Origin of the sequence: Klebsiella variicola, from assembly GCF_000828055.2 — a bacterium.
In the GTDB taxonomy this organism is placed as follows: domain Bacteria; phylum Pseudomonadota; class Gammaproteobacteria; order Enterobacterales; family Enterobacteriaceae; genus Klebsiella; species Klebsiella variicola.
In genome coordinates, this window is record NZ_CP010523.2 from 2,816,110 (window position 1) to 2,833,046 (window position 16,937).

Sequence of the window (16,937 nt, forward strand, 5' to 3'; positions counted from 1 at the left end):
ATATTATTATGCTAACTCATTATCTTCTGGAACGGAAGACATAACGTCTTTTGCGCCTCTCTTTAATATAGGAAATACCGCTCCACAAAGAAATAATGGGGCAAAAAATCAAACATAAAACAATAAGCAAATCACCCATGACAACCTCGAAAAATAAAAAGAATTTGATTGGCATAGATAATATTGACCTCATATTATCCATGCAAGCTCATTTCTTTTTTTCCAGAACACGTCATAGCGTGGTAGGATAATTCCTGACAGCCATTATTTAATCGCTAAGTTCAGTCTCCGCCCCCGAGTTTTAGAAGAAATGTATGGCCTGTTATTGTCTTTTAGCAACGATATTGAGAAAAAGATAGCTAAACATCCGATTCCCTGTAGAGTGAAAGGAATCACCATGTGAATCTCCCGTTCCGCGTAGCGGACATCACGGTTGGTTGAATGTCAGAAAAACGGGCCTCCTCCTTGTGGACAAAGCCAAACCTCCCTTTTTACGCTCTGTACAGGCCATCGCGCTCTGCCACAGCGAACGGAATGACTATGCTAACCACCCTGATTTACCGCAGCCAGGTTGATCCAGCCCGGCCACTGACCGATCTTGACGCCCTTATTCATCGCGCCAGCGGAAAAAATATGCCCCTCGGGATAACCGGGATTCTGCTGTTTAATGGTCAGCAGTTTTTCCAGGTACTGGAAGGAAATGAGGAGATCCTCGAGTCGTTATTCAGCAAAATACAGTTCGACCCACGACATCGCGATGTGGTGGAGCTGATGCGCGACTACTCGGCCTATCGCCGTTTTCGGGACGTCGGTATGCGGATGGTGGATCTCCGCTATCATGAGAATGATGCTGCGGTAGAAGAGATCCTGCGCTTCAGCACCTTTGGTGAAAGTGAGCCGATCAATGACCGCATGTTCAGACTGATTAGCGCCTTTATCGCCGACGGCGGGCGCTATTGCCTGCCCGAGTCTCTGCAGCCTTCTCGCTGGTCGATGACTCCCGCAGTGGGCAATGCCTCGCCGCGCAACCTGACGGATCAGCCCTGCCAGTTCGCCCTGCAGGCCATCGTCGAGCCGGCCAAAAGGCGGGTCTCTTCCTTTGAAGCCCTGATCCGCAGCCCAACCGGCGGCTCACCCGTGGAAATGTTTGCCGCCATTGCAGCGGAAGATCGCTACCGTTTCGACCTTGAGAGCAAAGCGTTCGCCTTCTCTCTCGCCGCCCGCCTTCCACTCGGCAAACAGCAGCTGGCGGTCAATCTGCTGCCGGGCTCGCTGTATAACCATCCTGACGCCGTTGGCTGGCTGATGGACAACCTGCTGGCGGCAGGTCTCAGGCCAGAACAGGTCTTGATCGAGGTGACTGAGACGGAGGTTATCTCCTGTTTCGACCAGTTCCGCAAAGTACTCAAAGCGCTGCGCGTGGCCGGCATGAAACTGGCCATCGACGATTTTGGCGCCGGTTACTCCGGTCTGTCGCTCCTGACCCGCTTTCAGCCTGATAAAATCAAAGTGGATGCGGAGCTGGTGCGCGATATTCATATTAGCGGCACCAAACAGGCGATTGTCGCCTCGGTCGTGCGCTGCTGTGAAGATCTCGGCATCACCGTGGTCGCCGAGGGCGTCGAAACCATTGAGGAGTGGTGCTGGCTGCAGTCGGTAGGCATTCGCCTGTTTCAGGGATTTCTCTTTTCCCGACCCTGCCTTAACGGCATCGGGGAGATCTGCTGGCCGGTAGCGCGCCAGGCAACGGACCTGTAAGGACGCGCACCCGGGCATCGTCATTGCCAGTGGGCAAGCTTTTCGCTCAGTGCCGCCAGGGCATATCGTACCGCTTTCGCCACCACGGTCTCACAGTCGCCGGCAAAGCACATCCGTTTGGTTTCAGTCTGGCCGCGAAAATTCCAGGCAAACCATACCGTGCCGGCGGGGGTACCATCTTCCCCGCCCTCCGGTCCCGCGTAGCCGCTGATGGCGATGGCGATATCGGCGTCAGCCATTGCCAGAATACCGGTCGACATCTCCTGGACGCACGCTTCGCTGACGGCGCTGTGTACCGCCAGGGTTTCCGCACGAACCTGCAGCACGTTTCGTTTGGCTTCATCGCTGAAAGTGACGACGCCGGTATCATAAAACGCCGCGGTATCCGCCTGAGCACAGAGCGCCGCCGCCAGATTGCCCCCGGTGCAGGACTCTGCCGTGGTTAGCCGCCAGCCCCGCGCAACCAGCATCTGAGCCACTTCCGCCGTTAGCGCTGAGGTCGGTTTTGCATCGTAACTCATCTCGTCTGTCATTCAGACCCCTCACAAAATATCAAAGGAATAACAGCAGCATCGCGCCAGTTAAAAGAATAGCATATCGATTTCTCTCGTCGGCAGTAGACCGATCGCGTCAGTTCGGGTGGAAAAATAAAGGCCCGCTGCGCGGGCCTTAGCGAATACTCGTCTGAACTGTCGCCGAATCAGACCTTGTGTTCAATCACCCGGCCGTGACTCTCAATGGCAATTTTGCGCGGTTTTTCGCTTTCCGGGATCTCCTGATGGATAGTCACCTTTAAGATCCCACTATCCAGCTGTGCCTGATTAATCTGGGCATGTTCAGGAAGCGAGAAACTCAGCTGGAAATCAGCGCGGCGGATGCCTTTATATATCCAGCGCTGGCTACCGTCGGTCCCGGGATCAGTTTCTCCACGTTTGCCGGTAATATGCAGATTACCGCCGACGGTCTCTATTTCCAGTTCCTCATCTTTCCAGCCGGGCACGCTGACGCTGAGCAGGAAATTACTGTCATCTATTTTCTGCAAATCATAGGCCGGCAAGGCGCCCACCGGCGTATCGCCAGTTAACTGGCTGAAAAGACGGTCAATGCGGTTGAAACGATCGGCAAAAAGCGAATCAGCGAAAACAGGGAGTGCTGACAAGGTTTTGAGTGCCATAATTAACCTCCTGAATATCCATTCAAAAGCTCAACATAAAGGCAAGCATTGCTTGTCCGCTATATAAAATAATATCTGCAGTGCATTTTTCAAGAGCGAAAATAAAATTTTTTATCACTCGCCACAGGAAAAAATAACCAGGCCGGGTGGCAGAGTGACCCCCGCCCGACGGCGGGGGCAGTGGCGCTTCTGAGTCCCATAACTGATGCTGTTTAACATTCAATAAACAGAAGCGACATGTATATATAACTTGTTCAAAAGGATGTCAACGCCCGGACCGCGCCACCATCCCCACCGTCCGTTTTGCCCTTTACGACTGCAGTGATAAGCGCGTTCCTCACCAGCGGCTCGCTCCGCCGCCCGAGGCGCGCTGACAAGCCATTACCTTGCTGGCATCAGCCGGCAAACCCTGACGGAAAAATAGTCAGCCCTGCAAGGAACCTTTCTGGCCGTCCCGTGCCTAATAACCTGCATACGCACTTTCTGAGGCACCACCATGACCGGTATTTTTATCTCCACCACCCTGTTCGCCCTCTTCGCGTCGATGTTGCTCGGCCTGGGGATGGTCTGGAAAGGCATTTCCAACAACCCCGATAACTGATTCTTTTGTACGCCGTTGCTGTTCACCCTCCGCAGCGGCGGGACAATACCTCGCTTCCTTTTTGTCAAAGACAACTCCTGGCTTCGCTCAGGCGCGATCTCATCGAGGATCCGCGCCTGCACAACGTATTTTTGAAATAGCAATTCACACAGTGAATAAATTACTTTGATTAATATATTTGAGACCAGAATTAACGCATGCAATATAAGCAATTTAAGCAGTTTGTGCCAAATTGCCGACAACTTCTATGCGACCCATATACGTAACTCACTGATTTTAAAAATCTTATATCATCCGCACAGCAATAAGTCCAATTTTGGACTTATTGCTTTTGTTTGTTATTAGAAATATCCTAAGCCCATATTCGCAAAACAAATTTGCTTCAAAGAATTTTATCAACCTTAATCCATTTCGCGTTCATCATCACTATGCCTGATTTTTTAATTAACACTGAAAATATTTATCTGAAACGGGGAATTTGCGAGCTACTGATCGAGATCGCAATCGAAGAAAATATCTGTACGCCCTTTTCCCTTCACGAATATTCATCTGACATCATTAGCCAGACTGATGTGCTTTTTACGGAAATGGAAACCGGTGAACATTACCTGTGTCACCCGTACTTCAAGAAGATACCGCAACAGACGCCTGTCTTTGTTTTTGTCCCCAGCGACAGCTGTGCCCGGGTTGACCGTTTGCCGCTTTGTCTGCGTGATGCCTGTTTTATCAGTATCAACGCCGATCTCCGCAGCATTAAAAAGCAAATTGCAAACCGTCTGACGGCATTAAGTAAACCCGTCTCTGGGGTGGCGGAAAAAGACAGCAGACGCTGCCTTAAATGCCCGCGACTAACATTGACCAAATCGCAGCTTTATATTATCGATGCGATAAAAACGGGAATGAACAATCAACAGATAGCGCAAGAGCTGGGCATCAGCCATAAGACGGTTTTTTCACACAAAATAAACATCATGAAAAAATTCCAGATTGATACTAAGCAAGAGCTGGCGCGATTCTCGGCCATCGCTCTTGCGCTATCCTCAATAGCAACCCATTAACGCCGGGTTTTGTTAAAACGCATCTTAAGCTTCCTTCTGTCTTTAACATATGACAGACCACAAAATAATGATGTTAACAATAACACCACCGCCAGGGCTAATAGCAGAAAATTACTCATACACGACCTTTTCAGAGATAAAGATGATTATCAAATAATACGGGGTATAAGTTTTCAAAAACAACTATCCCTCAGCCATTTCAGATTAAGGTAAGACCTTGTGCGATAATTCTGAAAATGAATAAAGCTGAAGAAATTATTTTTATTATTACGCGCGCATTTAGCTAATAAAAAGCACATCGCTGCACGGGGTAAACCGGGCGTGACGCGCAGCGGTTACTCCCATAATACCAGCATAAAATTGGGGGCGGATGTCTAAGAGTATCTTCGTGGGCATGCCAGCAGGTTTTGCCGGAAAGATCGCCCAAGGCGACCGCGTCATTACCCGTCGCCAGGGTTAACCTAAACGTTATGTACAGCCACTGATCTGGCTTAACCACTCGTTTAACGTCAATGAATAAAGCAGGCTTGGCGGCGCATCTTTTATATCAGCAATATCGTTAATGTACCTCATCCCGGCTTTCTCGAGAACTTTCTGCGAAGCCAGATGGTTAGCCCGGACAACCGCTGACATCTCCGCAAGTTTAAGCACCTCGAAGCCATATCTCATCGCGCCAATCGCAAACTCGGTGGCCAGGCCTTTTCCCCATGCCTCAGTAGAAAACCGATATCCAAGATTGTTAATGGTGACATCGTTATAACTGCGTAGACTGACGCCACCAAAGCCAATGATGTGTTCAGGGGTATTGCGCATTGATATTGCCCAGTTTCCGAATCCGTGCGTTTGCCAGTGCGCGAGCCAGCGCCGCAGGACAACTTCCGCATAGTCTATATTCGGGTACGGTCCTGCGGGGTTGAAGGTATTGGTCGCGGGATCGCCATAAATTCGGTACAGATCGTCGACATCGGAAGCCATGACCGGGCGAAGATGCAAACGATGGGTATCAATGTGCAAACTTACCTCCTGACGGGGAATATTACCGATGATGCTTCGAGGATTTCTGCCTGCCCATTGAAGCACAAATCTCCATACCGGGGAACCGGTTAGCCAGCGTTGAGAAGCATTTGAAAAATTATGCTGCCGATGATGAAAATAGGATATGTTAATTCTATGATGGATTAACGCTTTTGCTGGCTCCACGCCCAGCATTACTGAGTGAACACAGGACTGTAAATGATCGATGACATCCGCTACCTGATAGTATTTGCCAAAATTGTAGAACGAGGTTCTATCTCAGGTGGCGCCGCAGCGTTAGGCCTGACGACCGCAACAGCAAGCACACATTTATCCAGACTCGAGAAAAACCTCAATAGTGCCTTGCTGTACAGAAATACGCGAAAAATTTCTCTAACCCAGGATGGCATCAGTTTGCTGGAGACCGCCAGATCGATGCTGGAGCTGTATGAAAAGGGCGTCATTGAATTTAAACAACGCTCTATCTCTACCGTCGGCAAGCTGCGCATTTCCCTCCCTGCTGTTTTTTTAAACGGTCCATTCACCCGCCATCTGGCGAATTTTATTAAAGAAAATCCGGATATTTCCCTGAGTATTTCTTATAGTGATCTGCGCGAGGACATCATCGCCGATAGCATTGATGTCGCCTTCCGTATTGGCGAACTCCCGGACAGTTCACTCAAAGCAAGACACCTATTTGTTCTACCACGACAACTGGTGGCGTCTAAGGACTTGCTCATGCAGCACCACCCCATTAAGCATCCCGTTGAGCTGGGATCCCTGCCGTGGATTGGGTTAACAATGAGAGAGAACATTCGAGAGTTCAGGCATAAAAATGGCGAACTGGCGGTCATTAAATATGCTCCTATGGTATGCGTTGATAACATTGAAGCTGCCTATGTCCTTGCCAAACAGAACATAGGGCTTGCCGTACCTCCCCGTTTCCTCTGCGAAAATGATGTTAAACTCGGGGAGATGCATGAAGTACTTCCTGACTGGTCATTAGAGCCGCTAAAAGTTTATGCCATTTGGCCCGCCAATATATCAACCAGCAGCGCCGCCTATAAACTAATTAATTACATTTATAACGCTATGGAACAACATAAGCTTTGAACAGCTAAAATCATTGTGGGTAAAGCATATAACATGCGATAACGCATAAAAACCCGCCCATCAATAAATTAAAGATACGCATTTGTGCCCTTCCCTGAAGAAATGTTGACATTTTATCACCGAATATTGCCCAAATTGATAATGATATATAACAGATAAAAAAGTAAATAATAATGAATAGTATTAGGGGCAGACTGGTTGATGGCTCAGAAAACAAGGTAGTTCCAGAGGTACAGGCAGCCCAGGCTTTTGGGTTGAACCATTGCATTAACACTCCCTGAACAAATCCGGGTGCATTTCCCTTTTTTAATGACCAATCAGGTTGCGATGTGGCAATTTTATAGCCCTGATACAGTATAAAAATAGAGCCGAGAACATTCAGGTATTTAAAAAATGATGGGTGCGAGGCAATGACTGTGTATAACCCAAAACTAACAAAGATAAGCAACAGGGTGAAACCCAGAGTCGCACCGGATACGAAGGCGAATGTTTTTCTAAAGCCATGCATAACACCTGAAGAGATAATGACCATATTGACTGGCCCGGGCGAAAACGACAGAGCCAGAGAATACAGAAACATAGTAGCCATCAAAACCATTTTTTCGTCCACGTTGCCAATGAAAGATATCGTTGTAGCGAGATCTATATAACAAGTTATTTCGCTATATTTAAAGACTACCCCGATATGGACGTTAGATTAAATAGCTCATTCTCTAAAGGTGTGTTTGATAATTTAGCAATTTTACAGCAGTACCTGCCCGGCTATGCGCCCAATCCCCATCGAAAAAAGCATGGCCAGCGTGCTCCAGAACGTAATTCTGCTGATAGCTCTGACAGGCGGTGCGTTACTCACCACGGAAGAGAAATAGCCAAGAGCAGCCAGTGAACAGAGAGTGGATAGGAAAATCGCGATAACAGTCAGTTTTGCTGGCGATAGCACTGCAACGATCAAGGGTAACCCCGCCCCGGCTGAAAAACTCACGGCCGAAAAAATGGCCGCCTGCAAAGGTCGCGCAGAATGAGTATCCGTTAATCCCAACTCTTCGCGGGCATGGGCCTCGAGGGCATCTTTAGCCATCAGTTGCTCTGCAACCTGGCGGGCAAGCGCAGGCTCCACTCCGCGTTGGATATAAAGAGACGTCAGCTCCCGTACCTCTCCCTGATAATCTGCGTCCAGCTCACTTTTTTCCTCGGCAAGCGCGGCGGTTTCCGTATCCGCCTGGGATGATACCGAAACATATTCCCCTGTTGCCATCGACATGGCTCCCGCAACCAGCCCGGCGACACCGGCCAGCAACACGCCCGAAGGGCTGGTATTTGCAGACGCCACGCCGAGCACCAGGCTGGCGGTTGAGACAATCCCGTCATTCGCTCCCAGGACCGCCGCCCTTAACCAACCGACGCTTTCAATGCTGTGTCGTTCAAGATGCATGCCTTTTTCCTTTTAATACGCACTCTCATCGGGATTAGCGAGAGACCAGAACCTTATCCAACAACGGGATGTTTCTTTTGACTGCGAAAGGTGAGGAAGATATGCAGCAACCCCATCGCACCATGCGCCCAGAAATAGGTTTCAATGAACACCGTCAGAAATTTATGCAAATGCAGGCCCGCTTCTGCCAGCGCCGTTGACGTCCCTGGCGCGGTGTCCAGTACAAACCAGAGCCCTCCACAGAGTGCGACCGCCAACAAAGCAAGTACGCCAAGCCCCTGGATCATCGCCGCTATGCCACCGGCATGTGCTTCAGGAAGACGAAATGTCATTAGCATTTTAATGTCTTCAACTACACCGCGAAAATCAAGGGACGACCAGGCAAAATAGTAACGAAACCCACGTTGTTTAAGCATCCATACCAGCATCACTACACCAAGAACCATCAGCGCGAATCCAGAGATAACATGGAACCATGTCACGACTCCGGTCAGAGTTACGTCGCGAAGCGCCTCACTTTCGGTGAGATTAGAGCTAATGATCTGCAGCAGAATCAGGGTGGCGACAATAATATGCAGCATGCGGAAAAAAGGGGTGTCTTTGTGCGGAAGCGCATTGCGAAGTTGTTCGTTCATCATTTGGCCATTTTATAAGGGGATCGGCCACATCAGTATTGCGTCTGTTTGTTAACGCAACCTTAACGCCTTGATGTTGAAGTGCACTGAATGATGTATGAATAAAAGGCAAACCATACCGGCTATCTCAGCAGCTAATAGCATCCATGGACTTACTCGTGAAACTGATGCGCCTGTCTCCTCCGCCTTATTTCCTCGTGGAGCGACAGAAGAAGACGCTGCCTCAATGGGTAAACATTATCGTGGTTCGTTTGGCACTGGCTCATGTTGATCCTGGTGCTTCAGGCAAAGCTACCCAGACTCATCTGGGTTGGTTACCAGAAGGACCTGGTTTGCCAGAAGACTTACGTAATATGAATAAAGGCTAAACAGACCATTTTCAACCAAAAGACTTAACCTTCAACACACGAATTAATAATCGTCCTGTTGAAGGGTCCCTCCTGTGAACGCACACAGCGTGTGCTTTAAAAACAGGCATATAGCTTTTCCTGAATAAAGGGAGAAACACAAGCAACAGAATTCCTGCGCCAAATGCAGCCAAGCCATGTAACCAGTCAATCATAGTCAGCGGAATGATGAACAGGCAGTAGTGCAAAACACAGAATACCGTCGTGCATGTCTTCGCCCATCCAGGGACTAAAACATTTGGATCCACTTCGTAAAATTTACTCTTTCTGAGAATGTCCTCAGAGGCTATCCGCATGCCTACGAACCAGAACAAAGGCAGGTACGTCGCTGAAAATAGAGACAGCACAATAATATTCCAATCAGACACTCGCGCACTTCCTTATTCATTGCTTCCCTGGATAAAAATCATTAGCGCGAATATATCATTTTAACGATATAACCCACGCTATAGACGGCTTTATTTCATCTGGCATAATACACTACGATGAGAAACATACCGAGCAATCTTATGCAAAGTCAAGATTAAAAAGGGACGCACGTTCTTAATCATGACATCTAAACCTTCATCTGCCATATCCATCGATTTATCGCTCAGCACCAGGTCTACTGCCATATCAGTCCATTCAATAAGAAACTGAGCAGTAACAGGCGAAAGCGCATGGACCCCAAAGGAGACTGGGCAACCTACTCTCAGTTTTCCACGTGGCTTCTGGTGAAGAGCAAATGCCTGTGACTCGCTATCTTCAATATCAGCTAATATCCGGCGGCAACTCTGATAATAAACCTGACCAAAATCGGTCAGACTTTGCCGACGCGTTGTGCGATTAAGTAAGCGAACGCCGAGATGTTCCTCTAACGCTTTGATATGCAGCCCAACCATGGTTCCGCTGATTCGCATCTCTTCAGCAACAGCGCTAAAGCTGCCCCTGTCCACGACGCGGACAAACACCGCCATACTTTCCAGTTTATTCACTATTATCAAGCCTGGCTTGTTAAAGATAAAAACATAACGCTGTTTATCAAATTTCACCAGCGGGTTTTAATCTGTTTTCACTTAGTGCAGGAGGGTTAAAAATGATGACCAATACAGAGCTCCGTGAGCGAGGAATGAGATTGTTTAATGAGCTGTATGGAAATGGCGCAGGAGAAGAACTACGAAAGGACATGGCCGATTTGTGCCCTGATTTTACTGATATCTCGATCGAATGGGCTATGGGAGGCATCCTTGCACGCCCGGGGCTGGACGCTAAAACTCGGGAGCTGGTTGTCATTGCTTCCTGCGTCACTCTGGGTCATACGGTTCCACAATTGAGGGCACACGCTCAGGCAGCGCTAAATGCAGGGGCAACCAGAGAAGAAATCATCGAGGTTGTCCTGCAATTACTGTTTTATGCAGGAGGTGCCGCGGTGCGCAATGCACTCGTCAATATACGCGATATTATAAATGCTGAGTTAAACGTCGAAGCGAAAATGTCCTGAAGACAATCGCTGTTTGCCATTCTAGCCATCCCATTTGACAAGCGTGCTGGCTCGGGTCATTGCCTGGCGCGTTTTTTGGATTGTCTGCATCACATTCCTAACCAGGCGTCACTGATTAAGGGAATGGGATGGCTAACTCGATTTCAGAGACGGTATCTCATCACTACATGCTGTCAGATACAAGGAAAGCGGGGAGGCAGAACCTGTCTTCGTCCAGTGCTAAAAATCCCACGCTATTAAAGGGATTTGTCTAAACGGTAGAATTTAAATCAACAACATACATGGCCATTTAATGATGCAAGTGATACTTGTTCGACACGCGGAAACAGAGTGGAATATAAAAGGAATAATTCAGGGACAGAGTGACAGTGCGTTAACCCCCCGCGGGGAGCGCCAAACATCAGCTTTACTTGCCGCGTTTGCAGCGAGTGATTACCGGGTAGACTACGTTTACACGTCTCCGCTTGGTCGTGCCTGGCAAATGGGACAGCGCCTGGCTGACCGTTTTCGTTGCCCATTGATAGCTGAGCCGGCCCTCAAAGAACAGGCCTTTGGCCAGTTCGAAGGTATGTTAACGTCACAGCTCATGCAACAACGTCCCCACGATGCGCATGCGTTATTCACACTTGATGCCGAGTATTGCCCACCAGAGGGGGAGTCATTAGCACAAGCAACCCGACGAGTAACAGGTTTCATACACAACCTACAAGAAACCACAGAATATCAGCGCATCTGTATTGTCACGCACGGGCAAGTCAGCCAGGGCGTGCTGGCGGTGCTTAAAGAAGGGACTATTGATAATTTTTCGCGGTACGCTCACCCTAATGCAAGTTACTCGGTGTTCGATTTCCGGGATGGGAAATGCCTGGCAATCAGATGGGGAATTGCCACACACCTGCTTCAACTCGAACGCCAGAACGCTTAATTTCATATGCCTCTCTGCGGCAAACAAGTGATACCCTGGAAGGTATGAACCCGCTTCAGGAATGCTTATGAAACCAACCCTTAATCAGTTGATTAACTTTTGCACTGTTGCTGAAACCGGAAACATTGGCAAAGCCGCCAGTAAACTTAATATTTCGCAGCCTCCCTTAAGCCGGCAAATAGCCCAGCTGGAAACTATCCTCGGTGCAAAGCTATTTAACCGGGCCGCAAAAGGGGTCAGTTTAACCCTTGCCGGGGAGCAATTTCTGCTGGACTGCCGCGCGATGCTGGCAATGCTGGAGCAGGCCTGTAATAACGTACGGGCAATAGAATCAGGACAGAAAGGGGTTCTGAAATTAGGCGCAACAATGTATGCCAGCTATAGCGTTGTGCCGCATGTTGCGATGCAGCACAGGAATACCTGTTCCGACGTGGAATTGCATTTTCAGGAGAGGGTCCCCTCTGATTTACACGCCGCATTACAGGATGGCAGATTGGACGCGGCAATCAGCTTCTCCGAGACGGCCACGCCGGGGATTCATTCACTGGTGCTCTTGCGTGAGCCGCTCATTGCCGCCCTTCCTGCCAACCACCCCCAGGTTCAACGCGAGCATTTCAGGCTTGAATCACTCTGTGATGACCCGTTCATCACGGTTCCGCGCGAGAGCGCGCCGATGCTCTATGATTCCATCCTTCATCAGTGCCTCAAAGCTGGATTTAGTCCGCAAATAGGTCTGGAAGCCTCCGTGCAGCAGACTGTGATGAATTTTGTGGCCCATGGTGTTGGTGTCGCGCTTATTCCCGCCAGTATGGAGAATGCTCAATTACGCGGTGTGGTTTACCGGAAGCTGGAAAATCCGAATATGGTGGAGAATATGCTGATGTGGTCGGCAAAGAACACTAATCCGGCTTTACCGGGTTTTGTGAACCTGTGCCGCAGTATCAGGGATAAACTGGATGCGGCACAGTCCGGACGGATTAACGATTAACTTTTACTGATGATGATTTCGATCACGTTAGGCTTGCCACTCGCCAGTGCGGCCTCAACGGCCGGGCCGATATCGCCGGCACGGATAACTTTTCTGGTCTCCAGCCCCATCGAGGCACCCAGTGCCTGATAATCCACTGCCGGATTAACCAAATCCATTGCGATGAAGCGATCTGTTTGGGCCGACGTATAATCCGCCTGAGAACGCATGAAGTTTTTCAATACGTTATATTCCGTATTATTCATGACAATAAAGGTGACTGGCAGTTTTTCATGTGCGGCCGTCCAGAGAGCCTGAGGGGAGTACATCGCCGCGCCGTCTCCCACAAAGCACACCACAGGCGCTTTTCCCAAACCGAGTGAATAGCCGACAGCCGCGGGCATTCCCCATCCCAGGCCACCGCCGCGTAAAAAGGCATATTGATCCGCGCGGTGACTGTTGAGAGATTTGCGAAGCGAACCGCTGGTGGCAATCGCCTCGTCAACAATGGCCACATCTGGTCCGATCGCCCTTGCTGCCTCAAACGCCGCCACCAGCGGCGTAATTACCGTAGCAGATTGTTGTTCCTGAACCTGCCCGAGCAGACTTTCTTTGCTCAATTTAAACTCATAAACCGCCTTTTCAAAACGGCGTTGATAATCACGGCGATGGTTTGCCGTGGCTTTCTCCAGTTCAGGTAGTAGCACCTTTAACGATGATTTAATATCGCCAACCACTGAGAGTTCACTACTGTAGGTGCGTCCCAGGTCGCCTGCATCAGCTGATAACTGGAACACTTTACACTGGTCCGGCACTGCCTGACCTTCGGTATAAAGAATAGTGATAAGCGACTTACCGCCAAGGGCAAAAATAGCATCGTACTGGCTTAATGCTCGGTTAATTTCCGTCGCTTTCGTGGACAGATTGCCCCGCCAGAGAGGGTGTGCTGTTGGGTAGGGGATCCGGTTCGGCCATGTTGAACCGTACACGTCAGCGGCAAGCATCTCAGCAAGAGCAACAACCTCATTGGCCGCTTCACTTTGATAGATTTCGTCGCCGGCAATCAGTGCGACGCTACCCGGAGTAAATGCCGCCAGCTTACTCGCCAGCAAAGGTAACGAACCCGCGACTGCATTGCGGTCGATAGTAGAAGGCGCGCCGATGCCGATAGCACTCATCGCCTCCATCACATCCATCGGAAGCGACAGGAAAACGGAGCCTTTCGGTGCAGCGTCAGAATCGTGGAAAGCCCGGCGAACTAATACCGGTAGCTGGTCAACGTGGGTAACCTCCTGTGACCATTTTGCGAACGTTTTACCCATACCGACCAGATCACCCAACAATAATGGGTCGGTTGTCGTGTGGCGTGAATCCTGCTGCCCCGCCGTCACCACCAGTGGTGTCTGTGAGCATTTTGCATTCAACAGATTTCCCATGCCGTGGCCTAAACCACCGGCGGTATGCAGATTCAGAAAGCCTGGTTTTTTTGCTGCCTGCGCATAACCGTCCGCCATGGCGACTGCACTCGCTTCCTGCAGAGCTAACACGTACTGAATTGACGGTTTTCTTAACAGCGCATCCATAAACGGCAGTTCGGTGGTACCTGGATTACCAAACACATATTCCACCCCTTCACTTTCCAGAACTTCTAACAATACATCACCGCCGCGGCGTGCATTGGCATTCTGGACTTTAGTTATTGCGTAACTCATAGAATGATCACCTCTGTCTGGGTATTCGTTCGCCCTGTCTGGCGGGTGATTCAATCTTAATAACAGGTATAACACCCTTTCCAATACTATATTGATGCCCAGTCATACCCTTTTAGGTATGGGAAGTCATTCGCTGTCCGCCAGGAGATGGAAAGCTATGACGGACTGAGACACTGACACTCAATCAAAGCCAGCCACATTATCGAAACCCTCTCTGATGTTTGCTATTCGCTGAATCTCGCCGCCGCAGTGCGAGCATAATGTCGGATTTTCTTTAGCCATCTACTCTGGCTCACCTGGTGCTGGAACCCCTTCTGGCGGGCATCAGACAAGATGACAGCGCAATATCACAACGATCGCGGTTTGACTCGATGAACGTGGAAGATGTCGTGACGTGAGAAATGGAGCTCTATCACCCTGCAATTTTTCAGCATTGAAGGATTCATGTTGGCGAGGAATTTTGCTGCGGTTTTGGGAAAGAAAAAATCGAAATAACCGGGCATCGCGCCCGGTTATCGTGTCAGTCCGAAATGGCCCTACGCATTCAACCCGCGATTTTTCAGCATCGGCTCAATCTGTGGATCGTGCCCGCGCCACTGGCGATAAAGTTCAGCTAAATCAGTGCTATTGCCGCGCGACAGAATCGCTTCCCGGAAGCGCTGACCGTTCTCACGGGTCAAACCGCCGTGCTCCACGAACCACTGATAGCCGTCGTCGGCCAGCATCTGGGTCCACAGATAGGCGTAATAGCCTGCCGCATAGCCGCCGCCAAAGATATGGGAGAAATAGCTGCTGCAATAGCGCGGCGGAACGGCCGCCAGATCCAGGTGTTCTTCCTGCAATATCTTCTGCTCAAACCCATCCACGTCCTCCGGTATCGCCGAGGTCGACAGGCTATGCCAGCGCATATCGAGTAACGCAGCAGCCAACAGCTCGCTCATGTCGTAACCTTTATTGAAGGTTGCCGCACGCAACATATTGTCGCGTAGCGCCTCCGGCATCGGCTCCCCGGACTGGTAGTGCTTCGCGTAGTGGGCAAACACCTGCGGCTGGCTGGCCCAGTGTTCGAAGATCTGCGAAGGAAATTCAACAAAATCGCGCGGGGTATTGGTTCCGGAGAGACTGGCGTAACGCTGGCTGGCGAACAGCCCATGCAGGGTATGGCCAAACTCATGGAACAGAGTGATCACCTCATCCCACGACAACAGCGCGCTCTGCCCTGCCTTCGGCCGGGCGTAGTTGCAGACATTGTAGATAACCGGTCGCTGCTCCCGCAGGGTAGACTGTTCGACAAACACATCCATCCAGGCGCCGCCGCTTTTTGAGTCGCGTGCGTAGTAGTCACCGTAAAACAGCGCCATCCCTTCGCCGTTGTGATCGAAGATCTCCCAGACCCGAACATCCGGGTGATAGACGGGGATATCGAAGCGCTCGACAAAGCGGAGGCCAAAGAGCTGCGTGGCCGTCCAGAAGACGCCATCCTGCAGCACGCGCTCGAGAGCAAAATAGGGTTTAAGCTGCGCATCATCAATGGCAAAGGCAGCTCGCCGCACCTGTTCGCTGTAATAGAGCCAGTCCCATGCTGCGGCGTGAAACGTCCCGCCCTCGTTGTCAATCACCTGCTGGATGTCAGCCAGCTCTCGTTCCGCCCGCGCCCGCGCTGCCGGCGCGATCCGGCGCATAAAAGTTAATGCCTCCGCCGGAGAGGCGGCCATTTGATCGGTCAGCGCCCAGCTGGCGTAATCGGCCGCGCCCAGCAGTTCCCCCTGCTGCGCGCGGATCGCCGCCAGTCGCAGCACCAGGCGACGTGTATCATGCTCATCGCCCTGCTGATTGCGCGTCCAGCCGGCGGCAAAGAGATTCTCCCGCGTCTGTCGGTCGCGCAAAGAGAGCAGCGGCGGCTGCTGGGTGGTATTGGTCAGCGTCAGCAGCCAGCGGTCACTGAGCCCTTTTTCCCGCGCCGCGTCGGCGGCCGCCGCTATCTCCTCATCCGCCAGGCCATCCAGTTGATGTCGGTAATCAACCACCAGTCCACCGTTTTTGGCCGCCCCCAGCAACCGCTGCTGGAACTGACTTTGCAGGGTCGCCGCTTCGGTGTTCAGCGTGCGCAGCACCGCCTTCTGCGCTGGCGCCAGCGTCGCCCCGGCATGGACAAAACGTTGCCAGGTGAGGGTCAGGAGACGATGAGATTCGCTGTCTAACGCCAGCGCGTCACGCTGCTCATAGACGCTGTTCACTCGCTGAAATAAGGCCTCGTTAAGCCAGATGTCATTCCCCAGCTCGGCGAGCTCAGCGGAAAATTCTTCATCCAGAGACTGAATGAACGGGTTGGTGTGGGCGCCAGCCATGGCGAAAAAGACCCGCGTCACTCGCGCCAGCAGCTGTCCGCTCTGTTCAAGGGCCTCAAGAGTGTTGGCAAAATTCGCCGGCTCCGGGTTGTCGATTATCGCGCGGATCTCCGCGCGCTGCTGCCGGACACCCTCATCAAACGCCGGGCGATAGTGGCAGTCCTGGATGAGATCAAACGGGGGTGCCTGGTAAGGCAGCAAACTGACGCTAAAAAAAGGATTTTGTTCAGACATCTTTCTCTCCTGCACAGGCTAATCCTGTAAGATTAGGCTTCTCCTTAAGGGGTCGCAATGATTTCCGTTACCGGTCGCC

The 16,937-nt window shown here is 50.7% G+C and carries 19 protein-coding genes and 2 pseudogenes; 8 read left to right on the top strand and 13 right to left on the bottom strand.

Annotated elements, in window-relative coordinates:
* Nucleotides 1–19: 19 nt before the first annotated feature.
* The gene (locus SP68_RS26455) at nucleotides 20–202 is read right to left on the bottom strand and encodes a small membrane protein (protein ID WP_071787621.1); all 183 of its coding nucleotides are present in this window, start codon (nucleotides 200–202) and stop codon (nucleotides 20–22) included.
* A gap of 338 nt (nucleotides 203–540) precedes the next feature.
* Here SP68_RS26455 and SP68_RS13300 point away from each other — a divergent pair, with 338 nt between their 5' ends.
* Entirely contained in the window at nucleotides 541–1,758 is a 1,218-nt protein-coding gene (locus SP68_RS13300; RefSeq protein WP_023322569.1) for a diguanylate phosphodiesterase, read from the top strand.
* 20 nt (nucleotides 1,759–1,778) lie between these two features.
* On the opposite strand, the gene SP68_RS13305 is transcribed toward SP68_RS13300, so the two are convergent.
* The 3 genes and pseudogenes from SP68_RS13305 to SP68_RS28350 all read right to left on the bottom strand — a co-directional run.
* Entirely contained in the window at nucleotides 1,779–2,291 is a 513-nt protein-coding gene (locus SP68_RS13305; RefSeq protein ID WP_012968286.1) for a 2-oxo-tetronate isomerase, read from the bottom strand.
* A gap of 167 nt (nucleotides 2,292–2,458) precedes the next feature.
* Nucleotides 2,459–2,932: an Hsp20 family protein gene (locus SP68_RS13310; RefSeq protein WP_040968489.1), complete on the bottom strand. Its 474-nt coding sequence runs from the start codon at nucleotides 2,930–2,932 to the stop codon at nucleotides 2,459–2,461.
* A 453-nt stretch (nucleotides 2,933–3,385) separates the two neighbouring features.
* Nucleotides 3,386–3,478, bottom strand: a pseudogene (locus SP68_RS28350) (hypothetical protein); the annotation flags it as partial.
* Here SP68_RS28350 and SP68_RS28995 point away from each other — a divergent pair.
* Both SP68_RS28995 and SP68_RS13315 read left to right on the top strand, forming a co-directional pair.
* Nucleotides 3,438–3,533: a YnaM/YnfT family protein gene (locus tag SP68_RS28995; protein ID WP_272481883.1), complete on the top strand. Its 96-nt coding sequence runs from the start codon at nucleotides 3,438–3,440 to the stop codon at nucleotides 3,531–3,533. The pseudogene SP68_RS28350 and the gene SP68_RS28995 overlap by 41 nt on opposite strands.
* Nucleotides 3,534–3,961: 428 nt before the next feature.
* Entirely contained in the window at nucleotides 3,962–4,591 is a 630-nt protein-coding gene (locus tag SP68_RS13315) for a helix-turn-helix transcriptional regulator (RefSeq protein WP_040968488.1), read from the top strand.
* On the opposite strand, the gene SP68_RS29095 is transcribed toward SP68_RS13315, so the two are convergent.
* Entirely contained in the window at nucleotides 4,588–4,710 is a 123-nt protein-coding gene (locus SP68_RS29095) for a small membrane protein (protein ID WP_012541799.1), read from the bottom strand. The genes SP68_RS13315 and SP68_RS29095 overlap by 4 nt on opposite strands.
* 349 nt (nucleotides 4,711–5,059) lie before the next feature.
* Nucleotides 5,060–5,605: a GNAT family N-acetyltransferase gene (locus SP68_RS13320; protein ID WP_038422502.1), complete on the bottom strand. Its 546-nt coding sequence runs from the start codon at nucleotides 5,603–5,605 to the stop codon at nucleotides 5,060–5,062.
* A gap of 219 nt (nucleotides 5,606–5,824) precedes the next feature.
* On the opposite strand from SP68_RS13320, the gene SP68_RS13325 reads away from it, so the two are divergent.
* Nucleotides 5,825–6,718: a LysR family transcriptional regulator gene (locus SP68_RS13325; protein WP_012968291.1), complete on the top strand. Its 894-nt coding sequence runs from the start codon at nucleotides 5,825–5,827 to the stop codon at nucleotides 6,716–6,718.
* A gap of 10 nt (nucleotides 6,719–6,728) precedes the next feature.
* Here the strand turns inward: SP68_RS13325 and SP68_RS13330 are convergent, their stop codons facing one another.
* The 3 genes from SP68_RS13330 to SP68_RS13340 form a co-directional block, all read right to left on the bottom strand.
* Entirely contained in the window at nucleotides 6,729–7,316 is a 588-nt protein-coding gene (locus SP68_RS13330) for a LysE family translocator (protein ID WP_012968292.1), read from the bottom strand.
* Nucleotides 7,317–7,460: 144 nt separating this feature from the next.
* Nucleotides 7,461–8,150: a VIT1/CCC1 transporter family protein gene (locus SP68_RS13335; protein ID WP_012541806.1), complete on the bottom strand. Its 690-nt coding sequence runs from the start codon at nucleotides 8,148–8,150 to the stop codon at nucleotides 7,461–7,463.
* Nucleotides 8,151–8,203: 53 nt separating this feature from the next.
* Entirely contained in the window at nucleotides 8,204–8,785 is a 582-nt protein-coding gene (locus SP68_RS13340) for a cytochrome b/b6 domain-containing protein (protein WP_040975916.1), read from the bottom strand.
* A 158-nt stretch (nucleotides 8,786–8,943) separates the two neighbouring features.
* On the opposite strand from SP68_RS13340, the gene SP68_RS27850 reads away from it, so the two are divergent.
* Nucleotides 8,944–9,153: a hypothetical protein gene (locus SP68_RS27850; RefSeq protein ID WP_124038053.1), complete on the top strand. Its 210-nt coding sequence runs from the start codon at nucleotides 8,944–8,946 to the stop codon at nucleotides 9,151–9,153.
* A gap of 11 nt (nucleotides 9,154–9,164) precedes the next feature.
* Here SP68_RS27850 and SP68_RS13345 read toward each other — a convergent pair whose 3' ends face one another.
* Together SP68_RS13345 and SP68_RS13350 are read right to left on the bottom strand one after the other, a co-directional pair.
* Entirely contained in the window at nucleotides 9,165–9,560 is a 396-nt protein-coding gene (locus SP68_RS13345) for a hypothetical protein (protein WP_040968487.1), read from the bottom strand.
* Between the two features lie 102 nt (nucleotides 9,561–9,662).
* A pseudogene (locus SP68_RS13350) lies at nucleotides 9,663–10,166 on the bottom strand (LysR family transcriptional regulator); the annotation flags it as partial.
* 101 nt (nucleotides 10,167–10,267) lie between these two features.
* Between SP68_RS13350 and SP68_RS13355 the strand changes: the two are divergent.
* The 3 genes from SP68_RS13355 (at nucleotide 10,268) to SP68_RS13365 (ending at nucleotide 12,585) form a co-directional block, all read left to right on the top strand.
* Nucleotides 10,268–10,672, top strand: coding sequence for a carboxymuconolactone decarboxylase family protein (locus SP68_RS13355; protein WP_023297568.1), 405 nt, complete (start codon nucleotides 10,268–10,270; stop codon nucleotides 10,670–10,672).
* Between the two features lie 292 nt (nucleotides 10,673–10,964).
* Nucleotides 10,965–11,597: a histidine phosphatase family protein gene (locus SP68_RS13360; protein WP_040968486.1), complete on the top strand. Its 633-nt coding sequence runs from the start codon at nucleotides 10,965–10,967 to the stop codon at nucleotides 11,595–11,597.
* A gap of 67 nt (nucleotides 11,598–11,664) precedes the next feature.
* Nucleotides 11,665–12,585: a LysR family transcriptional regulator gene (locus SP68_RS13365; protein WP_040968485.1), complete on the top strand. Its 921-nt coding sequence runs from the start codon at nucleotides 11,665–11,667 to the stop codon at nucleotides 12,583–12,585.
* Here SP68_RS13365 and SP68_RS13370 read toward each other — a convergent pair.
* Together SP68_RS13370 and dcp are read right to left on the bottom strand one after the other, a co-directional pair.
* Complete coding sequence (locus SP68_RS13370; RefSeq protein ID WP_040968484.1) at nucleotides 12,582–14,276, bottom strand: thiamine pyrophosphate-binding protein; 1,695 nt, start codon at nucleotides 14,274–14,276, stop codon at nucleotides 12,582–12,584. The two genes, SP68_RS13365 and SP68_RS13370, sit on opposite strands and share 4 nt — an antisense overlap.
* A gap of 536 nt (nucleotides 14,277–14,812) precedes the next feature.
* Complete coding sequence (dcp, locus tag SP68_RS13375) at nucleotides 14,813–16,858, bottom strand: peptidyl-dipeptidase Dcp (protein ID WP_040968483.1); 2,046 nt, start codon at nucleotides 16,856–16,858, stop codon at nucleotides 14,813–14,815.
* Between the last annotated feature and the right edge of the window lie 79 nt (nucleotides 16,859–16,937).